A 22,990-nucleotide genomic window follows, 5' to 3' on the forward strand; every position below is an offset into this window, starting at 1 on the left:
ATGCTCGACGCCGATTACCTCGTCGTCGGGGCGGGTGCGATGGGGCTCGCCTTCGTCGACACGCTGATCACCGAGACCGATGCCACCGTCGTGATCGTCGACCGCAACCACGCCCCCGGCGGGCACTGGACCACCGCGTACCCGTACGTCCGGCTGCACCAGCCGTCGGCGTACTACGGCGTCAACTCCCGGCAGCTCGGCAGCGGCACGATCGACCAGAGCGGGCCGAACGCCGGGTTCTACGAACTGGCGGGCGGTCCGGAGGTCTGCGCGTACTACGAGACCGTGATGCGCGAGCAGTTGCTGCCGTCCGGACGGGTCACCTACCTGCCGATGAGCGAATACCTCGGCGACGGGCGGATCCGCACCCTCGGCGGCGACGAGGTGGAGGTGAGCGCGCGCCGGACGGTGGTCACCCACTTCGACGTCGTGGTGCCTGCGATGCGGCCACCCCAGTACGCCGTGGCCGACGGTGTTACGTGGATACCGCCCAATGCGTTGCCGCGGGCCGCCGCCCACGAGCGGTACGTCATCGTCGGCGCGGGCAAGACCGCGATGGACGCGTGCGTGTTCCTGCTCCGCCACCGTGTGGCCCCGGCGCGGCTGACGTGGATCAAACCCCGCGAGGCGTGGCTGATGGACCGCGCGACCGTGCAGCCCGGGGCGACGTTCACCAAACGGGTGCTCGCCGACCTCACCGGCCAGATGACCGCGGTCCGGGAGGCGACGTCGCTGCCGGACCTGTTCGAGCGGCTGGAGGCGAACGGCTCGCTGCTGCGGGTCGACCGGTCCGTCGACCCGACGATGTACCGCTGCGCGATCGTGGCCCAGGGCGAACTGGAGATGCTGCGCAGCATCGAGGACGTGGTGCGGCTCGGGCGGGTGACCGGGGTCGAACCCGGCCGCGTCACGCTCGACGGCGGCACCGTCGACATCGCCGGTGACGCGCTCTACGTGGACTGCACCGCCGACGGTCTCGGCGACAAACCGCCGACGACGGTGTTCGACGGCGACCTGATCACGCTGCAGACCGTGCGGACGTGCCAGCCGGCGTTCAGCGCCGCGGTGATCGGCCACGTCGAAGCGGCCTACGACGACGACGAGACGCGCAACGCGTACTGCGGGCCGGTGCCGTATCCGCGGGTGCCCGCCGACTGGCTGCGCATGATGCTGACGTTCCACCGCAACCAGCAGCGGTGGTTCGACGACCCGCAGATGATGGCGTGGCTCGACGGCGCGCGGCTGAACATCCTGCACCACGTCACCGCGGGCGTGAGCGAACGCGCCCGCGAACGGATCGTCGGAATGATGGCCTCGCAACTGCCCGCGGTCAACGACAAGCTCGAGGAGCTGCTGACCGAAGTGTGACGTTCGACTCCTCATCAGGCGGTACCCTGTTGACGTTTGCGGGGGGCGACAGCGTTTCAGCTGCGATCTGAGGGTGAGGGAGATGGCGGCGGCGTTGTCGAGTCGGTGGCGGTCACACGTTCACCACTATGAATGGATGAGCGACTACCTGGCCGCACGCCGGATGACCACGGCGGTGCGGGCGATGATGGGCGGTATCGCGGCCTCCTTGGCGGTTTGCCTGGTGGTGCTGCTCCGCTTTGACGGACCGCAGGGCCCGGTGCCCATCGCGATGACGTGGGTCGCGTTCGGCTGCGGGATCTTCGGTGTCGTGCTGTGGGCGTGGCGGTGGCCCACCCACGGTCAATCAGTGGCGTTCGCGCTGGTGTCGAACGTCGCGATCGCGCTGTCGTGTCTGGCATATCCGAACCCGCACGGCGCACTCCTGGGGTGCATCTCGTTCGCGACGATCGCCGCCTACATCGCGTTCTTCCACTCGACGACGCTGGTGGTCTACAACTTCGCGGTCACCGCGGTCGTCGGTGTCATCGCCGCGGTGCGGATCGCGATGACCGGACACGCCGCGATGGCGGTGGTCGACCTGTTCATCGTGGTGCAGATCAACATCGCGATGCCGTTGGCGATCCACGTCCTGGTCCGCGCGCTCGGGGTCGATCTGGCGCGCGCCGACCGCGATCCGCTCACCGGGCTGTTCAACCGGCGGGCGTTCTACGCGCACAGCGGCAAGCTGCTCGGCGGCCGTCCAGCGCACGGCGGAACCCACCTGGCGATCGTGGTGGTCGACCTCGACGACTTCAAGCGGATCAACGACACCTACGGCCATCAGGTCGGCGACGAGGCGTTGATCGCGGTGAGTCAGGCGTTGTCACGGGCGGTGGTGGGGGCGCCGACGGTGATCGGGCGCAGCGGCGGTGAGGAGTTCGTGATCGCCGCGGTGCTGGAGGACGACAACCCCGCGCCGCTGGCGGAGCGAATCTGCGAGGAGATCGCGGCGCTGCCGGAGCCCGTCACGGCCAGTGTCGGCACGGCGTACACGGCGCTCGACGCGACACGCGGGAACCTCGAGTCGACGCTCGACCGGATGGTGCAGGCCGCGGACGCGGCGATGTACGAGGCGAAACGGGCGGGCGGGAACAAGTGCTACCACTTCAGCGAGCCGTATTGCTGACTGGGCGCTTGCTGCTGCTGCGCCGCGAGACTGAAGCTACGCAGCGGTTGTGCGAGTGAGGCCCAGCGTGGCTTCCGTCTCGCGAATTCAGTTGGCCGCGTGACTACCTGGTCGCCGCATCGCGACACCGCCAGACTGAAGCTACGCAGCGGTTGTGCGAGTGAGGCCCTGCGTGGCTTCCGTCTCGCGTACACGTCTGGCCGCCGCCACCCGCGCGAGGATGTCGGCCTCGTCGTCTTCGGCGATCACCTGGACGACGATCCATCCCAGCGCTGCCAGACGACGCAACTTGCGCTGGTCCATCACATAGCGCCGTCGACTGGTCTGGTGGTATTCGCCGTCATACTCGATGGCGATTCTCAACTCGGGCCAGCCCATGTCCGAGACACCGATCAGGCCGAGGTGGTCGTAGACCGGGATCTGGGTGCGCAGCGAGTGGTAGCCGTTGTCGATGAGGAGCAGTCGCAGCCAGGTCTCCTTCGGAGAGGCCGCGCCGGCGTCGATCAGCGGCAGCGCGACGCGTAGACCTTTCAAGCCTCGGGCGCGCGGGTAACGCTGTGCCAACGACCAGACATCGTCGACGGGAAATCGCCGCGCCCACATGAGCGCATCCAATCGGGCGACGGCATCGTCACGCGGAAGCCGTCGCCCGAGATCGAATGCCGTTCGCGCGCAACTCGTCACGGGTATCCGACCGAAGCGGTCGATCTCGTCGGCGGCGAGGGTGTCATTGCGGACGACGAGCCCATCGGGCGCGTGGGTGTTGTTCCAGATGAGCTCGATCGGGATGTCGTCGTCGACCCATGGCGCACCCTGCATGGCTGCGGCCGACAGTCCGCCGATCACCGCCCGTCGTCGTGACCACAGCCACGCCGCGTAGATCCTGTCCTTCAGCGACGGCTCGGTCTGCTTCGGGCAGTACACGTCCGGATAGATGCGAACGTGCCAGCGCGCCAACTCGTACCGTGTCACGGCGCCGTTTGCCAGGGCCTCCGTGCCGATGAAGATCGTCCCCATGGGCAGATGCTGGCAGGGACGACCGACAATCTTCGCGAGACTGAAATCCCGCAGCAAAAGTGCGAGTGCGGGCCTGCGTGGCTTCCGTCTCGCGCCACCTCGCAGAGCCGGGTCAGGCCAGCGACTGCTCCCACGCCCGGTGCAGCGCCGCGTACCGGCCGTCGGCCCGCCCGATCAGCTCGTCGGGCGCCCCGTCCTCCACGATGTGACCGCCCTCGAGTACCAGCACCCGGTCGGCGATCGCGACCGTCGACAACCGGTGCGCGATCACCAACGCGGTCCGGTCGCTCAGCACCGTTTCCAACGCCCGCTGCACCATTCGCTCACTCGGGATGTCCAGCGACGACGTCGCCTCGTCGAGGATCAGCACCGCGGGATCGGCGAGGAACGCGCGCGCGAACGCGATGAGCTGCCGCTGCCCCGCCGACAACCGGCCGCCGCGCTTGGCGACGTCGGTGTCGAACCCGTCGGGCAGCGAGTCGATGAAGCGGTCCGCCCCGACCGCCGCGGCCGCCGCCCGCACCTGCTCGTCGGTGGCGTCCGGCTTCCCGAACCGGATGTTGTCGGCGACGGTGCCCTCGAACATGAAATTCTCCTGCGTCACCATCACCACGTGCCTGCGCAGTTCGCTCTGCGACAACCGCCGCAGATCGGTGCCGTCGAGCGTCACCGCCCCGGACGTGGGGTCGTAGAACCGGGCGATGAGCTTGGCGATCGTCGTCTTTCCCGCCCCGGTCGTGCCGACCAGCGCGACGGTCTGCCCCGCGGGCACCGTCAGGTTCAGCCCCGGTAGCACCGGCCGATCGGGTGAGTATCCGAACCGGACGTCGCGGAACGCGATCTCACCGCGCACCGACGTCAGCGCCACCGGATGCTCAGGATCGGAGATACCCGGCTGCTCGGCGAGCACCCCGGCGAGTTTCTCCAGCGCCGACGACGCCGACTGGAAGGTGTTGAAGAACTGCGAGATCTCCTGCATCGGTTCGAAGAACATCCGCAGGTAGAGCAGGAACGCGGTCAGCGTCCCGATCGTCATCTCCCCGTGCAGCACCCGCGAGCCGCCGTAGAGCAGCACCACGCCGGTGGTGATGTTGCCGACGAGCTTCACCCCCGGCATGAAGATCGCCAGCAGTTTGAACGTCCGCTCGTTGATCTCGCGGTACTCGTCGGCGATGTCGGTGAAGATCTCCTGATTCCGCGGCTCGCGGCGGTACGCCTGCACCGCCTTGATCCCGGTCATCGTCTCGACGAACTGCACGATGACCAGCGCGGCGCTCTCGCGCACCTTGCGGTAGGTCTTGGCCGATTCGGTGCGGAACCACCACACCAGCGCCACCAGGATCGGGAACGCCGCCAGGCACATCAGGCCCAGTTTCACGTCGAGCGTCACCAGCAGGATCGCGGTACCGACCAGCGTGAGCACCGCAGTGATCAAACTGTCGAAACCCGTCTCCAGCATGTCCTGGATGGCCTCGACGTCGTTGGTCGAACGGCTCACCACCCGGCCCGAGGTGTACCGGTCGTGGAATGCGATGTCGAGGCGCTGGAAGTGCCGGAACACCCTGCGGCGCAACTCGAGTAGCACCTTCTGCCCAATCCGGCCCGACCGTCGCAGGAAGAACATCCGCCCGCTCGCCTGCACGAGGACCACCCCGCACAGCGCGCCGACGATCAGCATCAGCTCACGCGCCGACCCGCCTTCGAGCAGCGGCGGGATGCCGTGGTCGATGCCGCGCTGCACCAGGATCGGCACCGAAAGCCGCGCCGCGTTCTCCACGACCACGACGAGCGCGAGCAGGATCAGCGCGGCCTGGTACGGCTTGAGTAGGCTGCCCAGCAGCGCACGGGCCTCGCGGCGCCGCGGCAGACTTTCGTCGATCGGGAGATTGTCGTCCTGGTTCTCCTTGACGCGGCCGCGCCAGTCGGTGGTCGTCATCGGCGTTCGGCCTCTGTGGTGACGAACCGCGGATCGGCGCAGACGCCCTCGGTCGCCTCGTGTTCGGTGTAGGCGTGGTCGAGGCGCTCGCGCGCGGCGGCGTCCTCCCAGTCGACGACGTGCTCGGCGCCGTCGTCGAGTTCGTCGTCGGCTGCCAGCAGGTAGCGGTACTGCGGCACGTCGGCGAGCAGCTGGGCGTGGGTGCCGACGTGGGTGATGGTCCCGTTCTCGAGCAGCGCCACCTTGTCGGCGAGCAGCACCGTCGAGGCCCGGTGCGCGACGACGACGCCGGTGACGGCGTGCAGCACGCGGCGCAGCGCCTCCTCGACGACGGCCTCGGTGTGCACGTCGAGCGCGGACAACGTGTCGTCGAGGACGAGGATCCGCGGTGCGGCGAGGATCGCGCGGGCCAGCGAAAGGCGTTGCCGCTGACCGCCGGACAGGCTCATGCCCTGTTCGCCGATGCGGGTGTCGAGGCCGAACGGCAGGCCGTAAACGAACTGCGCGGCGGCCACCTCGATGGCCTCGGCGAGCTGTTCGTCGGTCGCGTCCGGCCGACCCAGCCGCAGGTTCTCCGCGACCGACATCGAGAACAGCGTCGGATCCTCGAACGCCGTCGCGACCGCCTGCCGCAGTGCGGGCAGCGACAGTTCCCGGATGTCGACGCCGTCGATGCGGATCGACCCCTCGGTCACGTCGTAAAGCCGCGACAGCAGCGACGCCAGCACCGACTTGCCCGAGCCCGTCGACCCGACCAGGGCCAGCGTCTCCCCCGGTTCGACCGTCACGTTCACGTGGCGCAGTGCAAAAGCGTCGCTGTCCGGGAACCGGAACCCGACCTCGACGAGTTCGAGCCGCCCGCCGCGCGGGGTCTCGTTGCGGGGGCCGTCGGTGATCTCGCGTTCGGCGTCGAAGATCTCGGCGATGCGGTTGGCCGCGGTGTAGGACTCCTGCATCATCGACAGCAGGAAGCCCAGCGAGGCGATCGGCCACACCAGCGACAGCATCATCGTGATGAACGCGACGAGCGTGCCCAGCGTGACGTAGCCGTGGCCGGCGGCGTATGCACCGAACCCGAGCACGACGATCAGCGTCAGGTTGGGGATGACCTCGAGCAGCGTCCAGAACTTCGCCGACACCGACACCCGGCGCACCTGGGTGTCGTAGAGGTCGGTGAGTTGTTGGTCGAACCGGTCGTACACATAGCCTTCGCGACCGAACGACTTCACCACCCGCAGCCCGAGCGCCGACTCCTCGACGTGGGTCGCGACGTGGCCGGACTGATCCTGCGCCAGCCGCGACAGCCGGGTGTACTCACGCTGAAAGTGCAAGACCGTCAACGTGATCGGCACGATCGACACCAGCACAACCACGCCCAGCGGCCAGTACATGGACAGCAGGATCGCGGTGACCACGACGATCTGCAGCCCGTTGAGGACCAGGAACACCAGCCCGAAGGACATGAACCGCCGGATCGTGGACAGGTCGTTCATCACCCGCGACAACAGCTGGCCGGACTGCCAGCGGCCGTGGAAGCTCATCGGCAGGATCTGCAGCCGGGCGTAGAGGTCCTTGCGGATGTCGGCCTCCACACCCATGGTGGCCCGCGAGACCAGCCACCGCCGGATGAACCACAGCACGGCCTCGGTGACCCCGACCCCCATCGCGGCGGCGCCGAGGACCCACAGCCCCTGCTGATCCTGGTGGCGCACCGGCCCGTCGATGACGGCCTTGGTCATCAGCGGGATCGAGATCGTCGCGCCGAGGCTGACGATCGCGACGACGAGCATCGCGATCCACCGCACCCGATAGGGCATCAGGTACGGCAGCAACCGCCACAGGTCGGAACTGGCGCGCGGCCGCGTCCGCCGGGCAGCGATCGCGGGCGCCGAAACCAGGGCGCGGGAATCGGGATGGGCCACTTAGTCAATCTTCCCATCGGCGGCAAGCGGTTAACGTCGCAGCGGAAATCGTCATGCAACCGCCTCCGGCTCCGCGAACTGCGTCTCGTACAGCTCGGCGTACCGGCCGCCGCGGGCCAACAGCTGCTGATGGGTGCCGCGTTCGACGATGCGGCCGTCCTCGACGACGAGGATCACGTCCGCGGCGCGCACCGTCGACAGCCGGTGGGCGATGACCAGCGACGTCCGCCCGGCCAGCGCCTCCCCGAGCGCCTGCTGCACGGCAGCTTCCGACGCCGAGTCCAGCGCCGCGGTCGCCTCGTCGAGCACCACCACCCGGGACCTCCCCAACAGCAGGCGGGCGATCGTCAGCCGTTGCCGCTGCCCGCCCGACAGACGGTAGCCGCGCTCACCGACAACGGTATCCAGCCCGTCGGGCATCGCGGCGACGACGTCGGCCAGCCGGGCCCGGCGCAGCGCGGCCCACAGTTCGTCGTCGGTGGCTGACGGCGCGGCGAGCCGTAGGTTGGCGCGGATCGTCTCGTGGAACAGGTGCCCGTCCTGGGTGACCATGCCGACGGTCTCGCGCAGCGAGGCGAACGTCAAATCGCGCACGTCGACACCGGCCAACCGGATCGCGCCGGAATCGACGTCGTAGAGGCGGGCCAGCAGCGCGGCGATCGTGGACTTACCCGCGCCCGAGGACCCGACAAGCGCGACCATCTGACCCGGTTCGGCGGTGAACGAGATGCCGTGCAGCACCTCACCGTCGTCCCGGTCGTCGAGCACGGCCACCTCTTCGAGCGAGGCCAGCGACACCTTGTCGGCGGTCGGGTAGGAGAACCGCACTTGATCGAATTCGACGCGCACGGGGCCGTCCGGCAGCTCGATCGCGTCGGGCTCCTCCCGGATGAGCGGTTCCAGATCGACCACCTCGAAGACCCGCTCGAAAGACACCAGCGCCGAAGCGATCTCGACGCGGGCGTTGGCCAGCGCGGTCAGCGGTGCGTAGAGCCGCGTCAACAGCAGCGCCAGCGACACGATCGACCCGGCCTGCAGATGCCCGCCGAGGGCGATCACCCCGCCCAAGCCGTAGACCAACGCCAGCGCGAGCGCCGACATCAAGGTCAGCGAGTTCATGAACGTCGACTGCAGCATCGCCGACCGCACCCCGATGTCGCGGACCCGCCCGGCCCGCACGGCGAATTCGTGGGATTCGGCGGTCGGACGGCCGAACAGTTTGACCAGCGTGGCGCCCGGGGCCGAGAACCGTTCGGTCATCTGGGTGTTCATCGTCGCGTTGTGGATCGCGCTCTCCCGCGACAGGTGCGCCATCTTCGCGCCGATGCGGCGGGCGGGCAGCACGAACACCGGCACCAACACGAGGGCGACGACGGTGACCTGCCACGAGATCGCGAGCATCACGCCGAGGGTGAGGGTCAGCGTGACGAGGTTGGCCACGACACCGGAGAGCGTGTCGGAGAACGCACGCTGGGCGCCGAGCACGTCGTTGCCCAGGCGGCTGACCAGCGCGCCGGTGCGGGTGCGGGTGAAGAACGCGACCGGCATCTTCTGCACGTGGTCGAACACCGCGGTGCGCAGGTCGAAGATCAGGCCCTCGCCGATGTTCGACGACAGCCAGCGGGTCAGCAGTGAGATCGCGGCCTCGGCGAGCGCGACGACGGCGATGATCAGGGCGAGGCCGACGACCACCGATGGCGCGCCGCCTCCGGTGATCTCGTCGACGACGCGGCCGGCGAGCACCGGGGTGGCCACCGCCAGCGCCGCGCTGACCACGCTGACCGCCACGAACGCGGCAAGCCTGCGGTGGTGGCGGCCGGCGAAAGCCCAGATGCGGTGCAGCAGCGCACGGTCGGCCAGGGAGTGCAGATCCCCGCCGCGCGCATGCGCCTGGCGGTAGAGGGTCTGCCGGGCGACCGTTTCGATACTCATGAATTCACCGTAGAACCTCAACAAAAGATGAGGTCAATTGTTCCCGGGGCGGCCTCCCCCAGCCCGGCCGCTGGATCAGGCAAGATTGCGGGCATGGACAGTGGTGTGGGCTCACCCCGGGTACTGGTGGTCGACGACGACCCCGACGTGCTGGCGTCGTTGGAGCGCGGGTTGCGGCTGTCCGGATTCGACGTGTCCACCGCGGTGGACGGCGCCGAGGCACTGCGCAGCGCGACCGAGACGCGCCCGGACGCGATCGTCCTCGACATCAACATGCCCGTGCTCGACGGCGTCAGTGTGGTGACCGCGCTGCGCGCCATGGACAACGACGTGCCCGTCTGCGTGCTCAGTGCCCGCTCGTCGGTCGACGACCGGGTCGCGGGCCTGGAGGCGGGCGCCGACGACTACCTGGTCAAACCGTTCGTGCTGGCCGAGCTCGTGGCGCGGGTCAAGGCGCTGCTGCGCCGGCGCGGCTCGTCGGCGACGTTCTCCTCGGAGACCATCCAGGTCGGTCCGCTCGAGGTCGACATCCCCGGCCGCCGCGCCCGCGTCAACGGCGTCGACGTCGACCTGACCAAACGCGAATTCGACCTGCTCGCCGTACTCGCCGAGCACAAGACCGCCGTCCTCTCCCGCGCCCAGCTGCTCGAACTGGTCTGGGGTTACGACTTCGCCGCCGACACCAACGTCGTCGACGTGTTCATCGGTTACCTGCGCCGCAAGCTCGAGGCCGGCGGGGCGCCGCGGCTGCTGCACACCGTGCGCGGTGTGGGTTTCGTGCTCCGGACCCAGTAGCCATGAACGTGCTGTCGCGGATCTTCCGCCGCACACCGTCCCTGCGGACCAGGGTGGCGTTCGCGACAGCGATCGGCGCGGCGATCGTCGTCGTCATCGTCGGAACCGTGGTGTGGGTCGGCATCACCAACGACCGCAAGGAACGGCTCGACCGCAGACTCGACGAGGCGGCCGGGTTCGCGATCCCGTTCCTGCCGCGCGGCCTCGACACCATCCCGAAGTCGCCGAACAACCAGGACGTCGTCATCACGGTGCGCCGCCCCGACGGGGACGTCACCTCGAACTCCCAGGTGGTGCTGCCCGAGGCGCCCGCCGGCTACGCCGACACCTACGTCGACGGTGTCCGCTACCGGGTCCGCACCGTCGACATCCAGTTCCCCGAGCCGATGTCGGTGGAGGTCGGCGCCACCTACGACGCCACCGTCGCCGACACCAACAACCTGCACCGGCGGGTGATCGTGATCTGCGCACTCGCCGTCGGGGCGGCCACCCTGCTGGGCTGGCTGCTGGCCGCGTTCGCGGTGCGTCCGCTCAAACGCCTCGCCGAGCAGACCCGCCAGATCGAGGCCGGCGACGAAGCGCCCAACGTCGAAGTGCGCGGCGCGTCGGAAGCCGTCGAGATCGCCGAGGCCGTCAAGGGCATGCTCGGCCGCATCTGGTCCGAACAGGACCGCACCAAGGCCGCGCTCGCATCGGCCCGCGACTTCGCCTCGGTGTCCGCGCACGAGCTGCGCACCCCGCTGACCGCGATGCGCACCAACCTCGAAGTGCTCGCCACCCTCGACCTCGCCGACGAGCAGCGCAAAGAGGTGGTCAACGACGTCATCCGGACGCAGTCGCGCATCGAGGCGACGCTGTCGGCGCTGGAACGGCTGGCCCAGGGTGAGCTCTCGACCGCCGACGACCACGTGCCCGTCGACATCACCGAGCTGCTCGACCGGGCCGCCCACGACGCGATGCGCGTCTACCCCGACCTCGAGGTCACGCTGGTCCCCGCGCCGACGATCATCATCGTGGGGCTGCCCGCAGGGTTGCGGTTGGCGGTCGACAACGCGATCGCCAACGCCGTCAAACACGGCAACGCGACGCGGGTGCAGTTGTCGGCGGTCAGTTCCCGGGCGGGTGTGGAGATCGCGGTCGACGACGACGGTGTGGGCGTACCCGAGGAGGAGCGCACCCGGGTGTTCGAGCGGTTCTCTCGCGGGTCGACGGCCTCGCACTCCGGCTCCGGCCTGGGGCTGGCGCTCGTCGCCCAGCAGGCCGAACTGCATGGCGGCACCGCGACGCTGGAATCCAGTCCGCTGGGCGGCGCGCGGCTGCTGTTGCGGCTACCCGGCCCGCAGTGACACCGCGAGCGTGAGCTCGCGCGCGAGTTTTCGCGGATTTCTCGCGCACAGGCTCACGCTCAGCCGACCGTGATGTCGTTTGTGACCGGCAGCTCCGGGAACAACGCCTTCGCCGCGGTTTCCACGGCGGCCTTCTCGGCGTCCGACGGTGCGGTGCCGGTCAGCGTGACGCGGTCCGGATCGCGCCGCAGCCCGAAGTTCGCCACCGGTTTGGCGGCCTCGACGACGTTGCCGACCAGGGCGGGGTCGAACGGCACCGACCCCGGGTTGACGGTCATGGCGTCGGCCACCGTGGCGTCGGTGCCGAGCGCGCCCGCGATCGCGTCGAGCACCGCGGTCCGCGCGCTCTGCTCGGCGACGTCGCCGGACACGGTCACGTTGTCGCCCTGCAGCGTCAACACGAACGGCGCCAACACGGGCGCCGCCACCCCCGGCGGCACCGGCATCGGCGGCGACGTCGGCGGTGGGGTGGCAACCGTCGTCGTCTCGGTCGAGGTCGAGGTGGAGGTCTCAGTCGTCTGACCGCCGCCACCGCACCCTGCGACGAGCACTCCGACGGCGGCGACGGCGACGGCCCATGTTCGCGTGATCATGGGCGTCGGGTACCCGCTGAAGATCAGATCAGCGGGTGGCGAGCAGGTCGATCACGAAAATAAGCGTCTTACCCGAGAGCCGGTGTCCGCCGCCCTCGGGGCCGTAGGCCTGGGCCGGCGGGATCGTCAGCTTGCGACGGCCGCCGACCTTCATCCCGGGGATACCGTCCTGCCAGCCCTGGATCAGCCCCCGCAGCGGGAACTCGATCGACTGGCCGCGGTTCCACGAGCTGTCGAATTCCTCGCCGGTGTCGTACTCGACGCCGACGTAATGCACTTCGACGTTCGCGCCGGGCACGGCCTCGAGCCCGTCCCCGACGACCAGGTCCTCGATGACCAGCTCGGCCGGAGCCGGGCCGTCCGGGAAGTCGATCTCGGGTTTCTGTCCTGGGTTCGCAGTCACGTCTTCACGGTAGTCGGGCAGACTGGAGTCGTGGCATCAGACCAAGACATCCTGGCTCAGGTGAACAAGCTCGTCGCCGAGGAGCAGAAGCTCCGCGATGCGCTCCAGCAGCGCGAGATCGGCGAGAGCGAAGAACATCAGCGGCTGCGCGCGGTGGAGGTCCAGCTCGATCAGTGCTGGGACCTGCTGCGCCAACGTCGGGCCCTGCGCGACAGCGGCAAGGACCCGCGCGAGGCGGAGGTGCGCCCGGCCGATGAGGTCGAGGGCTACCTGAACTGAGTTCCACCTACGACGCGATCGTCGTCGGCGGCGGCCACAACGGGTTGGTCGCCGCCGCCTACCTCGCGCGCGCCGGTCGACGCGTCCAGGTCCTCGAGCGGCTCGACCATGTCGGCGGCGCCGCGGTGTCGGCGCACGCCTTCGACGGCGTGGACGCCCGGCTCTCGCGCTACTCGTATCTGGTCAGCCTGCTGCCCCGGCGCATCATCGACGATCTCGGCGCCCGCATCCGGCTGGCCAAACGCCGCTACTCCTCCTACACACCCGATCCGGCCACCGGCGGGCGCACCGGCCTGCTCATCGGCCCGACCAGCACATTCGACGCGATCGGCGCCGCCGCCGACGAGGCGGGTTTCGACGAGTTCTACCGCCGCTTCCGCACCGTCACCGAACGACTGTGGCCGACCATGACCGGCCCGCTGCCGACGCGGTCGCAATGCCGCAGGCTCGTCGACGAGGACCTCGCGTGGCAGGCGATCACCGAACACCCCATCGCCGACGCGATCACCGGCGCCGTCGACAACGATCTGGTGCGCGGGGTGATGGCCACCGACGCGCTGATCGGCACCTTCGCCCGCACCGACGATCCGTCGCTGGTGCAGAACATCTGCTTCCTGTACCACCTGCTCGGCAACGGGACCGGCGACTGGAACGTGCCGGTCGGCGGGATGGGTGCGGTCAGCGGTGCGTTGGCCGCCGCCGCGGCCGGCTTCGGGGCGGAGATCACCACCGGAGCCGAGGTCACCGCGATCTCTCCCGACGGCGAGGTGCACTACCGTGCCGACGGGCGGGAGCACCGCGTCGGCGCCCGGTACGTCCTGGCCAACGTCACCCCGACGATGCTCGCCGGTCTGCTGGGCGAGCCGGCGCCGTCGTCCGCACCCGGCTCCCAGGTGAAGGTCAACCTGATGCTGCGCCGGCTGCCGCGGCTGCGCGACGACTCCGTCACCGTCGAGCAGGCGTTCGGCGGGACGTTCCACATCAACGAGACGCTGCGCCAACTCGACGCCGCCCACGACCGCGCCGCCGCAGGGGATGTCCCGCAACCGCTGCCGTGCGAGATCTACTGCCACTCGCTGACCGATCCGTCGATCCTGTCCGACGACCTGCGGGCCGCCGGTGCGCACACCCTGACCGTGTTCGGGCTGCACACCCCGCACACCCTGGTGGCCCACGGCGATGACGAACGCATGCGCAACACGCTCACCTCCGCCGTGCTGACCTCACTGAATTCCGTTCTCGCCGAACCGATCCACGATGTCGTGATGGAGGACGCGGCGGGCCGGCTGTGCATCGAGACCAAGACCACCGTCGACCTCGAGCACGCCCTCAACATGACCGGCGGCCACATCTTCCACGGTGGGCTGGCTTGGCCGTTCGCTGAGGACGACGAACCGCTCGACACCCCGGCGCAGCGCTGGGGCGTCGCGACGCGCCATCCGCGGATCATGCTGTGCGGGTCGGGTTCCCGCCGCGGCGGTGCGGTGTCGGGGATCGGCGGGCACAACGCGGCCATGGCTGTGCTGGACGGCTGAGGGTACATTGGCCTGCGTGAACGCCACATGGGCGCTGGCCGGGGTGGCCGCGGCGGGCCTCGCCTTCGCCGCACCCGTCGCCGCGTCGCCGAGCTACGGCAGCAACGGACTGTTCGGTGTCGACGCGCACGCGTCGCAGGGCTGGGCCACGGCGTTCATCCCGCCCGGCCGCTACCGCGTGGACCAGGCGCCGAGTATGCCGCCCTATCAGAGCGCCCCGGGATTCTGGTTGCGCTGCAACGCCTTTCCCTGCGTCATCGAGGTGTGGGGCAACGTGATCGCCAAGGGCGACGCGATCCGTGACGTGCCGACGTTCGTCGACATCGCCCCCACCGACGCCGGGGTGCGGCTCTACAACGTGACGCTGACGCGGGTCTAGCGACCGGTCAGCTTCCGCAGCGTCGCCCGCAGCGCCAGCAGGTCCTCGTCGGACAGGCTGGACAGCACCTCGGGCGCTGGATCGTCGACCGCGGCGATGGTCTCCAGCATGGCCCGCCCCGCGTCGGTCAGCGACACCGTCTTGCACCGCCGGTTGTCCGGGTTGACCTGGCGCACCACCAACCCGCGGTCCTCGAGGTCGTTCACCGCGACGGTGGCCGCGGGCGCGTCCAGCGTGGCCGCCCGCGCGACCTCCTTCACCGTCATCGGCTGACGCCCGAGCCGGCGCAGCACGCGAATCCGGCTGAACGGCAACCCCGTCGCCTCGACCACCGCGCGTCGCCAGGTGTCGCGGTGGTCGAACACCAGCGTCGTCAGCGCACCCCACACCTCGTCGGCGACCGGGTCATGCGGCACGGCGGGCCCCCTGCGTCACGGCGTCGCCGGAGATCAGCGGCGCCAGCCGGTCGGCGGACCGCAGCGCCCGGCCCGACGTCGAGTACAGCGCCAGCACGGTGATGACGACCCCGAAGCCCACGAGGACGAACCACAGCGGCCGGGCGGCGGCGGCGAAGTCCGCCGAGGTGCCGCCCAACGCTCCGCCCGCCACCGAACCACACAGCGCCACACCGATACTCACCCCGATCTGCCTGCTGGTCGAGGTCACCGCCGACGCGGCACCCGCCCGGTGCAGCGGCATCCCGCTGACCGCGGCGTTGGTGATCGGCGCGTTGACCATCGAGAAGCCGATGCCGAACACGGTGAAGACGATGAGCAGTTCCCACACCGGTGTGGACGCGGTCAAAAACGACAGCAGCGCCGAGGCCGCGGTGATGAAGATCCCGGCGATCAACAGCGACGGGCGAGCGCCGAACCGCCCGACCAGCCGGCCCGACAGCGGCGAGAACAACAGGGCGCCGATCGCGATCGGCAGGTAGATCAGGCCGGTGTGCATGGCCGAGTAGCCCCGCTCCCCCTGCAGGTAGAGCGACATCATGAACAGGAAGGCGCCCCAGCCGGCGAACGCCGAGATCGCCGTCACCGTCGCCGCGCTGAATGGGATGCTGCGGAAGAAGCGCAGATCGATGAACGGGTCGCGACGACGGGACTCGTAGCGCAGGAACGCCACGAACGCCACGACCGCGACGACGGCTGCGGTCACGGTGCGCGGGTGGGTCCACCCCAGCGCCGGGCCCTCGATCAGCGCGAAGACCACCCCGAACAGGAACAGCACGGCCAGGATCTGGCCGATCGGGTCGATGTCGCGCATGACCGTGGACTTGGTCTCGGGCACGAACACCGCGGTGAGGATGATCGCGGCCGCGCAGATCGGCAGGTTGATCCAGAACACCGCACGCCAGCCGACGGTCTCGATGAGCAGGCCGCCGACGATGGGCCCGATGGACATCGCGATGCCGACCACCGAACCCCAAATGCCCAGCGCCCGCGCGCGTTCCACCCGTCCGGTGAAGATCTGCGAAACGATCGACAGCGCAACGGGGTTCATCATCGAGCCGCCGATGGCCTGCACCAGGCGGGCGGCGATCAGCGTCTCGATGTTCGGGGCGAGGCTGCACAGCAGCGAGGCGATCGCGAAGACGGTGAGCCCGATCTGGAACACCCGGCGGCGCCCGAACCGGTCCCCCGAGGCGCCGGCCAGGATCAGCAGCGAGGCCAGCACCAGGGTGTAGACGTCGACCACCCACTGCAGTTGCGAGGGCGAGGCGTGCAGATCGGTACGGATCGCCGGGATGGCGACGTTGACGATGGTGGCGTCCATCGACACGATCAGCAGGCTCAGGCAGCAGGAGATCAGGATGATCGCCTTGCGGCGTGGGCTCAGCCCGACGGTCTCAATCACTCAACCATTGTGAAACTACAACTGTTCGCGAGCAAGGAGCTTGGCGGGTCGCCATCAGTGACAATCTTCACCGTGAATGAACGCAATTCCCGGGTAGCGGACGCCGTCGCCGCCGCGGGCATCGAACCGGCCATCACGATCCTCGCCGCTGACGCCAAGACCGCCGCCGCGGCCGCCGAACAACTCGGCTGCGAGGTCGGCGCGATCGCCAACAGCCTGGTGTTCGAGTGCGACGGTGAACCGCTGCTGGTGATGGCCAGCGGGGCGGCCCGGGTGAACACCGACGTCGTCGCCCGGCACCTGGGTGCGCAGGACATCAGCAAGGCCGATCCGAAACTGGTCCGCACGGCCACCGGCCAGGTGATCGGCGGGGTCGCCCCCACCGGACATCCGGCGCCGCTGCGTACCGTCGTCGACGAGACGCTCGCGTCACACCCGGTGATCTGGACGGCCGCAGGGACCGCCGATTCGGTGATGCCGCTGACCTACGGTCAGCTGCTGACCCTCACCGGCGGGACGGCCCTACCGGTGCGGTGACGGAGACCGCTCAGCGCTTGTCGGTGTCGACGTAGTCGCGTTCGGTGTAGCCGGTGTAGATCTGGCGCGGACGGCCGATCTTGTTCGGCGACGAGTGCATCTCCCGCCAGTGCGCGATCCAGCCGGGCAGCCGGCCGAGCGCGAACAGCACGGTGAACATCCGCGTCGGGAAGCCCATGGCCCGGTAGATCACGCCGGTGTAGAAGTCGACGTTCGGGTAGAGCTTGCGCTCGACGAAGAAGTCGTCGGTGAGCGCGACCTCCTCGAGCGCCTTGGCGATGTCGAGCAGTTCGTCCTCGACGCCCATCTTGCCCAGGATCTTGTCGGCCTGCTCCTTGACGATTCGGGCGCGCGGATCGTAGTTCTTGTAGACGCGGTGCCCGAAGCCCATGAGCTTCACCCCGTCCTCGCGGTCCTTGACCTTGCGGACGAACTCCTTGACGTCGCCGTCGGACTGCTGGATCTTCGTCAGCATCTCGAGCACCGCCTGGTTGGCGCCGCCGTGCAGCGGACCCCACAGCGCGTTGATGCCGCCCGAGATCGAGGTGAACAGGTTGGCCTGCGACGAGCCGACCAGCCGCACCGTCGACGTCGAGCAGTTCTGCTCGTGGTCGGCGTGCAGGATCAGCAGCATGTCTAGCGCCCGCACGATCTCCGGGTCGACCTCGTAGGGCTCGGCGGGGAACCCGAACGTCATCCGCAGGAAGTTCTCGACCAGGGTCAGCGAGTTGTCCGGGTACAGGAACGGCTGTCCCTCGGACTTCTTGTACGCGTAGGCGGCGATGGTCGGCAGCTTGGCCAGCAGCCGGATCGTCGACAGTTCGACCTGGTTCTTGTCCAGCGGGTCGAGCGAATCCTGGTAGTAGGCGCTCAAGGCGTTGACGGCACTCGACAGCACCGGCATCGGGTGGGCGTTGCGCGGGAAGCCGTCGAAGAACCGTTTGAGGTCCTCGTGCAGCAGGGTGTGCCGCTGGATCTTGGTGGTGAAGTCCTCGAGCTGATCGGCGGTCGGCAGCTCACCGTAGATGAGCAGGTAGCTCACCTCGATGAACGTCGACTTCTCGGCCAGCTGCTCGATCGGGTAACCGCGGTAGCGCAGGATGCCCGCGTCGCCGTCGATGTAGGTGATCGCGCTCTTCGTCGAGGAGGTGTTGACGAACCCGCCGTCGAACGTGGTGTAGCCGGTCTTGGCCAACAGCGAACCCAGCGCGATGCCGTCGGACCCCTCGGTGGCCGGAACGATATCCAGCTCGAGCTCGCCGCCGGGGTAGGTCAGCTTGGCGTGCTCAGTCGCACTGGACGGATTTTCGGCCACGGGAATCCCTTCATCGTCGCTCCGCAGGTGCAGACCCTTCGCTACAAAAGGTAGCCCCATCCCGACAGGCCTGCTTTGCGGGGGGCGGGCAGTTGCTCACACGAGCTGTCCGTCGAGTGCCGTCACGTCCCGGAACTGGGCGTACGCCGTCTCGATGCGCGCCACGATCGAGTCGACGGTGATGGTGTCCCAGTCGATGTGCGTGCCCAGATCGGACAGCGCGATCGTGATGATCGCGCCCCACACCGCCGCCACCATCTGCAGCCGCGGATCGTCGGGCGCGGTGCCCATGCGCTCGACGAGTGCGGCGTTGACCGCATCGCGCCGGAACCGGGTCGAGGCGTGCATGAGCGTCTGCGACGACGTCAGGATGCGTGCCGAGGCGATCAGCCGATCCGCGGTCATCCCTTTCGGCGGCGCCGACCTGGTGGCGTTGAACGCGCCGACGTGGCTGCGGAAGATCGCCTCGAGGTGGCTGATGTTCTCCGGTTGTCTGCGCAGTTCGTCGGCGACGATTTCGATGATGTCGTCGATGACGGCCAGCACGACGGCTTCCTTGGTCGCGAAGTAGCGGCTGAACGTGCGCGGTGAGACCTCGGCGACGGCGGCGATCTGGTCGACGGTCGTGTTCTCGAAACCCTGCCGATCGCACAGCTCGACCGCGGCGTTGATGAGGGTTGTCCTGGTGCGCAGCTTCTTGCGTTCACGCAGCCCGAGGACCGGTGCGCCGTCGATGTCAGCCACCCCCCGGATGCTAGTCCGACACGCGGGAAAAAACCGATGATCTTGACATCTCGGGCAAATCGCCGGTTCCTACACTTTGTCGGGCTCCGGCGAATTCGGCACGGGTGCCACGCGATAACGCACGAACGCCGGTGCGAGCACGGCGGCGATGAGCACACCGGCCACCACCAGCCCGCCGCCCCCAGCCGCCGCGACCGTGGTCCCGACCGCGGCCGCCGCGGCGCCGTGCAGCGCGTCGGCCACGCGCGGACCTCCGGCCACCACGACGATGAACACGCCCTGTAGCCGGCCGCGCATGTCGTCGGACGCCGCCTCCTGCAGGATCGTCGACCGGAACGCCGCCGAGACCATGTCCGCCGCACCGCCGATCGCCAGGAACGCCAACGCGATCCACAGCAGCGCGCCGGTGTGCCCGCCGGCCAGTCCGCAGGCGACACCGAACCCGACCATCGCCGCACCCCAGATGACGATGGCACCGACCACCGCCAGGCCTTGTCTTCGCACTCGCGGCAGCCATCCGGAGAGCACCCCACCGGCCACCGCGCCCACCGACATCGCCGCGGCCAGCAACGCCATCGTGGTGCCGCCCGCGACGGGTCCGCCGAAACTCTCGTGCGCCAGCTGTGGGAACAGCGCCCGCGGCATCCCGAAGATCATCGCGATCAGGTCGACGACGAACGACATCAGCACGACCTGGCTGCCCGCCAGATACCGGAAGCCGTCGAGGACCGCGCCGACGCCCCAGCGCGATGCGCCGGCCTCGGCACGGCTCGCCGGGATCGGCGCCAGCCGGATGGTGGCCACGATCGGCACCAGGCAGGTGATCGCGTCGATGAGGTACAGCGTGGACAGGTCGACCCAGCGCAGCATCACCCCGGCGAGCAACGGTCCGACGATCGCGCCGGCCTGGGTGACGGTCATGTTGAGTGAATTCGCCGCGGGCAGTTGTTCGGCGGGCACCATGCGCGGGATCGCGGCCGACCGGGTGGGCGAGTTGACCGCGTAGAAGGCCTGCTGCACGGCCAGCAGACAGAGCACCACCCAGACGTTGTTCAACGCGAGCGCGGCCTGCAGCCACAGCAGCACCGACGCGACCGCCAGCCCGCACGAGGCGATGATGAGCAGCACCCGGCGGTCCATCGCGTCGGCGAGCGCACCGCCCCACAGCCCGAAGACGATGAGCGGCACCAGCGCGAAGACCCCGGACAGCCCCACGTAGGCGGAATTCTGGGTGAGCGCGTACAGCTGCACCGGCACCGCGAAGATCGTGAGGTTGGCGCCGATGACGGTCGGGATGCCGGCCACCCACAGCCGGCGGAAGTCCCGGGTCCGCAGAGGTGTGGTGTCGGCGAAGAACCGCCTCACCTACGGCTGGAGCCGCTCGATGCGGCCGTCGCTCACTCGAATCCTGTTGTGTACGCGGTTCTCCCGGCCCTGCCAGAACTCGACGACCTCGGCGGTGATGCGGTACCCACCCCAGCCCGGGGGCACCGGAACGGTGTCCTGGTCGGCGAAGCGCTGTGTCACCTCGGCGAGCTGGTCCATCAGCGCCGCGCGCGAGGCGATCGGCCGGGACTGCTGCGACGCCCACGCGCCGAGCTGCGATCCGCGCGGCCGCTTCGACCAGTAGTCGGCGGTCTCCTCGGCCGACACCTTCGCCACCGGCCCACGCACGTGCACCTGACGGCCGAGCGCGAACCACGGGAAGGTCGCCGACGCGTACGGCGTGGCCGCCAGATCGGTCCCCTTGGCCGAGTCGTAGTTGGTGAAGAACGTGATGCCCGCGTCCTCGACGCTCTTGCACAGCACGGTCCGGGTGACGGGGCGGCCGTCGGCGTCGACGGTGCCGAGCACGATCGCGTTCGGCTCGGAGATCGCGGCCCCCTCGGCGTCGGCTAACCACCTGCGCAGCAGGGCAACCCAGCCGTCGGTCAACCAGTCGACGTCGAGGTCGGCGCTGCCGTCCTTCTCCACCGATCCGTACTCCACACGCATCCTCGCCAAGTGCTCGTTGTCGGCCTCCGTCACCGGGCCAACGCTACGCCGACCGGTAGGTTCCGCTCTTGCCGTGGGTGCGAGAATCTGGCCATGACTCAGACGTCGCCGTCGGTGCCGGAAGACTTCGTCGCGGGACTCGAAGGGGTGGTGGCGTTCACCACCGAGATCGCCGAACCGGACAAGGACGGCGGGGCGCTGCGGTATCGGGGCGTGGACATCGAGGATCTGGTCGCCCGCCGCGTCACGTTCGGTGACGTGTGGGCACTGTTGGTCGACGGCCGATTCGGCGACGGATTGGCACCCGCCGAACCGTTCCCGCTGCCGATCCACAGCGGTGACGTCCGCGTCGACGTGCAGGCCGGTCTGGCGATGCTCGCGCCGATCTGGGGATACAAACCGATCCTCGACATCGACGACGAGACCGCCCGCGCCCAGCTCGCCCGCGCCTCGGTGATGGCGCTGTCCTACGTCGCACAGTCCGGCCGCGGGATCCACCAGCCTGCCGTGCCGCAGCGCTCGATCGACGAATGCACCACGGTCACAGAGCGTTTCATGACCCGCTGGCAGGGCGACCCCGACCCGCGGCACGTCGAGGCCATTGACGCGTACTGGGTGACCGCGGCCGAACACGGAATGAACGCCTCGACATTCACCGCCAGGGTGATCGCCTCGACCGGCGCCGACGTCGCCGCGGCACTGTCGGGGGCCGTCGGCGCGATGAGCGGTCCGTTGCACGGCGGCGCCCCCGCGCGGGTGTTGCCGATGATCGAGGAGGTCGAACAGTCCGGCGACGCCCGCGCCGTGGTCAAGGGCATCCTCGACCGCAAGGACAAGCTCATGGGCTTCGGTCACCGGGTGTACCGCGCCGAGGATCCGCGGGCGCGGGTGCTGCGCGCCACCGCCGAACGACTGCAGGCCCCGCGCTACGAGGTGGCCGCCGCGCTGGAGCAGGCCGCGCTCGCCGAACTGCGGGAGCGCCGCCCCGACCGCGCGATCGAGACCAACGTCGAGTTCTGGGCCGCGGTCATCCTCGACTTCGCCCGCGTGCCCGCCACGATGATGCCCGCGATGTTCACGTGCGCGCGGACCGCGGGATGGTGTGCGCACATCCTCGAGCAGAAGCGGCTGGGCAAGCTCGTCCGGCCGTCGGCGATCTACGTCGGACCCCAACCGCGCAGCCTCGAATCCGTCGAGGGCTGGGACCGCATAGCGGCGTCGTGAGCTCTGCATTCGCTTCTGCGGCAACCAGTTTCGTCGATCTGGTGGGCCGCATTCCCGCTGGCGCGTGGGACGGTCCCGGTCTGGGTGAGTGGGATCTGCGGTCACTCGTCGGGCACACGTCGCGGTCGTTGATCACCGTCAGCACCTACCTGCAGACCAGTGCCGCCCGGGAAGACGTCACCAGCGCCGCGGACTACTACCGGAAGGTGACGCCGACGGCGCTGGGCATCGACCCCGCCGCCGTCGCCGAACGCGGCCGACAGGCCGGCCGCGACCTCGGCGCGGATCCGGCGGCCACGGTCGCCCGACTGGCCACGCAGGCGCTGGCCGACATCGAGGGAGCGGGCGATCCGCTCATCGAGGTGATCGGCGGGCTCGGCATCCGGCTGCGGACCTACCTGCCGACGCGGACCTTCGAACTGGCCGTCCACGGCCTGGACATCGCGCGGGCCGCGGGCGTCGACTACACGCCGCCGCCCGAGGTGCTGGCCGAGGCGGTGCGACTGGCCGCCGACGTGGCGGTGCTCTCCGGGGATGGCCGGCAGGTGCTGCTCGCGCTGACCGGGCGGGCCGCGCTGCCGCCGGAATTCTCCGTCGTCTGAGGCGATGACATTTGTCGGTGGCGAGGGTCAGCATGGGGAC

Annotated in this window: 22 protein-coding genes; 10 read left to right on the top strand and 12 right to left on the bottom strand. The window is 69.3% G+C overall.

Going from position 1 to position 22,990, the window contains the following annotated elements; translation table 11 throughout:
• Positions 1-1,368, top strand: a complete 1,368-nt coding sequence (locus AU194_RS03360; RefSeq protein WP_059087813.1) for an NAD(P)-binding protein — start codon at positions 1-3, stop codon at positions 1,366-1,368.
• A 136-nt stretch (positions 1,369-1,504) separates the two neighbouring features.
• Positions 1,505-2,536, top strand: coding sequence for a GGDEF domain-containing protein (locus tag AU194_RS03365; RefSeq protein WP_231743141.1), 1,032 nt, complete (start codon positions 1,505-1,507; stop codon positions 2,534-2,536).
• A gap of 141 nt (positions 2,537-2,677) precedes the next feature.
• Here AU194_RS03365 and AU194_RS03370 read toward each other — a convergent pair whose 3' ends face one another.
• The 4 genes from AU194_RS03370 to AU194_RS03385 form a co-directional block, all read right to left on the bottom strand.
• Complete coding sequence (locus AU194_RS03370; protein WP_059087815.1) at positions 2,678-3,553, bottom strand: hypothetical protein; 876 nt, start codon at positions 3,551-3,553, stop codon at positions 2,678-2,680.
• Between the two features lie 112 nt (positions 3,554-3,665).
• Positions 3,666-5,489, bottom strand: a complete 1,824-nt coding sequence (locus AU194_RS03375) for an ABC transporter ATP-binding protein (protein ID WP_059087816.1) — start codon at positions 5,487-5,489, stop codon at positions 3,666-3,668.
• Positions 5,486-7,411 carry an ABC transporter ATP-binding protein gene (locus tag AU194_RS03380; RefSeq protein ID WP_059087817.1) on the bottom strand — a complete coding sequence of 642 codons (1,926 nt, stop codon included), beginning with the start codon at positions 7,409-7,411 and terminating at the stop codon, positions 5,486-5,488. Before AU194_RS03380 ends, AU194_RS03375 begins: the two co-directional genes overlap by 4 nt.
• A 51-nt stretch (positions 7,412-7,462) precedes the next feature.
• Positions 7,463-9,343, bottom strand: coding sequence for an ABC transporter ATP-binding protein (locus AU194_RS03385; protein ID WP_059087844.1), 1,881 nt, complete (start codon positions 9,341-9,343; stop codon positions 7,463-7,465).
• Between the two features lie 84 nt (positions 9,344-9,427).
• Here AU194_RS03385 and prrA point away from each other — a divergent pair, with 84 nt between their 5' ends.
• Both prrA and AU194_RS03395 read left to right on the top strand, forming a co-directional pair.
• A complete protein-coding gene (prrA, locus tag AU194_RS03390; RefSeq protein ID WP_197417502.1) occupies positions 9,428-10,138 on the top strand; it encodes a two-component system response regulator PrrA in 711 nt (236 codons plus the stop codon).
• A 2-nt stretch (positions 10,139-10,140) separates the two neighbouring features.
• Complete coding sequence (locus AU194_RS03395; RefSeq protein WP_059087818.1) at positions 10,141-11,484, top strand: cell wall metabolism sensor histidine kinase WalK; 1,344 nt, start codon at positions 10,141-10,143, stop codon at positions 11,482-11,484.
• Between the two features lie 59 nt (positions 11,485-11,543).
• Here AU194_RS03395 and AU194_RS03400 read toward each other — a convergent pair whose 3' ends face one another.
• Positions 11,544-12,077, bottom strand: a complete 534-nt coding sequence (locus tag AU194_RS03400) for a BON domain-containing protein (RefSeq protein ID WP_059087819.1) — start codon at positions 12,075-12,077, stop codon at positions 11,544-11,546.
• Positions 12,078-12,105: 28 nt separating this feature from the next.
• Positions 12,106-12,480 carry an FKBP-type peptidyl-prolyl cis-trans isomerase gene (locus tag AU194_RS03405; RefSeq protein WP_059087820.1) on the bottom strand — a complete coding sequence of 125 codons (375 nt, stop codon included), beginning with the start codon at positions 12,478-12,480 and terminating at the stop codon, positions 12,106-12,108.
• Positions 12,481-12,510: 30 nt separating this feature from the next.
• On the opposite strand from AU194_RS03405, the gene AU194_RS03410 reads away from it, so the two are divergent.
• Genes AU194_RS03410 through AU194_RS03420 form a run of 3 tightly spaced genes read left to right on the top strand, consistent with a single transcriptional unit; the run spans position 12,511 to position 14,673 of the window.
• On the top strand, positions 12,511-12,759 hold the full coding sequence (locus AU194_RS03410; protein WP_059087821.1) for a DUF2630 family protein: 249 nt from the start codon (positions 12,511-12,513) through the stop codon (positions 12,757-12,759).
• Positions 12,756-14,294: an NAD(P)/FAD-dependent oxidoreductase gene (locus AU194_RS03415; RefSeq protein ID WP_082698450.1), complete on the top strand. Its 1,539-nt coding sequence runs from the start codon at positions 12,756-12,758 to the stop codon at positions 14,292-14,294. Before AU194_RS03410 ends, AU194_RS03415 begins: the two co-directional genes overlap by 4 nt.
• Before the next feature lie 16 nt (positions 14,295-14,310).
• The gene (locus AU194_RS03420) at positions 14,311-14,673 is read left to right on the top strand and encodes a hypothetical protein (protein WP_231743142.1); all 363 of its coding nucleotides are present in this window, start codon (positions 14,311-14,313) and stop codon (positions 14,671-14,673) included.
• Here the strand turns inward: AU194_RS03420 and AU194_RS03425 are convergent.
• Both AU194_RS03425 and AU194_RS03430 read right to left on the bottom strand, forming a co-directional pair.
• Positions 14,670-15,089: a MarR family winged helix-turn-helix transcriptional regulator gene (locus AU194_RS03425; protein WP_059087823.1), complete on the bottom strand. Its 420-nt coding sequence runs from the start codon at positions 15,087-15,089 to the stop codon at positions 14,670-14,672. The genes AU194_RS03420 and AU194_RS03425 overlap by 4 nt on opposite strands.
• Positions 15,079-16,533: an MFS transporter gene (locus AU194_RS03430; RefSeq protein ID WP_157575870.1), complete on the bottom strand. Its 1,455-nt coding sequence runs from the start codon at positions 16,531-16,533 to the stop codon at positions 15,079-15,081. Before AU194_RS03430 ends, AU194_RS03425 begins: the two co-directional genes overlap by 11 nt.
• Before the next feature lie 9 nt (positions 16,534-16,542).
• On the opposite strand from AU194_RS03430, the gene AU194_RS03435 reads away from it, so the two are divergent.
• Complete coding sequence (locus AU194_RS03435) at positions 16,543-17,070, top strand: YbaK/EbsC family protein (protein ID WP_059087824.1); 528 nt, start codon at positions 16,543-16,545, stop codon at positions 17,068-17,070.
• Between the two features lie 10 nt (positions 17,071-17,080).
• On the opposite strand, the gene AU194_RS03440 is transcribed toward AU194_RS03435, so the two are convergent.
• The 4 genes from AU194_RS03440 to pdxH form a co-directional block, all read right to left on the bottom strand.
• Positions 17,081-18,385 carry a citrate synthase gene (locus AU194_RS03440; RefSeq protein ID WP_082698451.1) on the bottom strand — a complete coding sequence of 435 codons (1,305 nt, stop codon included), beginning with the start codon at positions 18,383-18,385 and terminating at the stop codon, positions 17,081-17,083.
• 96 nt (positions 18,386-18,481) lie between these two features.
• Positions 18,482-19,129 (bottom strand): TetR/AcrR family transcriptional regulator, encoded by a 648-nt coding sequence (locus AU194_RS03445; RefSeq protein WP_059087825.1) that lies wholly within the window; start codon positions 19,127-19,129, stop codon positions 18,482-18,484.
• Positions 19,130-19,198: 69 nt separating this feature from the next.
• Positions 19,199-20,494: an MFS transporter gene (locus AU194_RS03450; RefSeq protein ID WP_059087826.1), complete on the bottom strand. Its 1,296-nt coding sequence runs from the start codon at positions 20,492-20,494 to the stop codon at positions 19,199-19,201.
• Positions 20,495-21,157, bottom strand: a complete 663-nt coding sequence (pdxH, locus tag AU194_RS03455) for a pyridoxamine 5'-phosphate oxidase (RefSeq protein WP_082698452.1) — start codon at positions 21,155-21,157, stop codon at positions 20,495-20,497.
• A gap of 60 nt (positions 21,158-21,217) precedes the next feature.
• Here pdxH and AU194_RS03460 point away from each other — a divergent pair, with 60 nt between their 5' ends.
• Positions 21,218-22,348 carry a citrate synthase 2 gene (locus AU194_RS03460; protein WP_059087827.1) on the top strand — a complete coding sequence of 377 codons (1,131 nt, stop codon included), beginning with the start codon at positions 21,218-21,220 and terminating at the stop codon, positions 22,346-22,348.
• Positions 22,345-22,950 (top strand): maleylpyruvate isomerase N-terminal domain-containing protein, encoded by a 606-nt coding sequence (locus AU194_RS03465; RefSeq protein WP_059087828.1) that lies wholly within the window; start codon positions 22,345-22,347, stop codon positions 22,948-22,950. Before AU194_RS03460 ends, AU194_RS03465 begins: the two co-directional genes overlap by 4 nt.
• Positions 22,951-22,990: the final 40 nt, after the last annotated feature.

The sequence above is a fragment of the Mycobacterium sp. GA-2829 genome, assembly GCF_001499965.1.
Classification (GTDB): domain Bacteria; phylum Actinomycetota; class Actinomycetes; order Mycobacteriales; family Mycobacteriaceae; genus Mycobacterium.

What these genes read in the sequence shown, in the direction of transcription:
- AU194_RS03360 (WP_059087813.1), top strand. Translation starts at nt 1, where the DNA reads ATGCTCGACGCCGATTACCTCGTCGTCGGGGCGGGTGCGATGGGGCTC.
- AU194_RS03375 (WP_059087816.1), bottom strand. Translation starts at nt 5,489, where the DNA reads ATGACGACCACCGACTGGCGCGGCCGCGTCAAGGAGAACCAGGACGAC.
- AU194_RS03365 (WP_231743141.1), top strand. Translation starts at nt 1,505, where the DNA reads ATGAGCGACTACCTGGCCGCACGCCGGATGACCACGGCGGTGCGGGCG.
- AU194_RS03370 (WP_059087815.1), bottom strand. Translation starts at nt 3,553, where the DNA reads ATGGGGACGATCTTCATCGGCACGGAGGCCCTGGCAAACGGCGCCGTG.
- AU194_RS03385 (WP_059087844.1), bottom strand. Translation starts at nt 9,343, where the DNA reads ATGAGTATCGAAACGGTCGCCCGGCAGACCCTCTACCGCCAGGCGCAT.
- AU194_RS03460 (WP_059087827.1), top strand. Translation starts at nt 21,218, where the DNA reads ATGACTCAGACGTCGCCGTCGGTGCCGGAAGACTTCGTCGCGGGACTC.
- AU194_RS03400 (WP_059087819.1), bottom strand. Translation starts at nt 12,077, where the DNA reads ATGATCACGCGAACATGGGCCGTCGCCGTCGCCGCCGTCGGAGTGCTC.
- AU194_RS03395 (WP_059087818.1), top strand. Translation starts at nt 10,141, where the DNA reads ATGAACGTGCTGTCGCGGATCTTCCGCCGCACACCGTCCCTGCGGACC.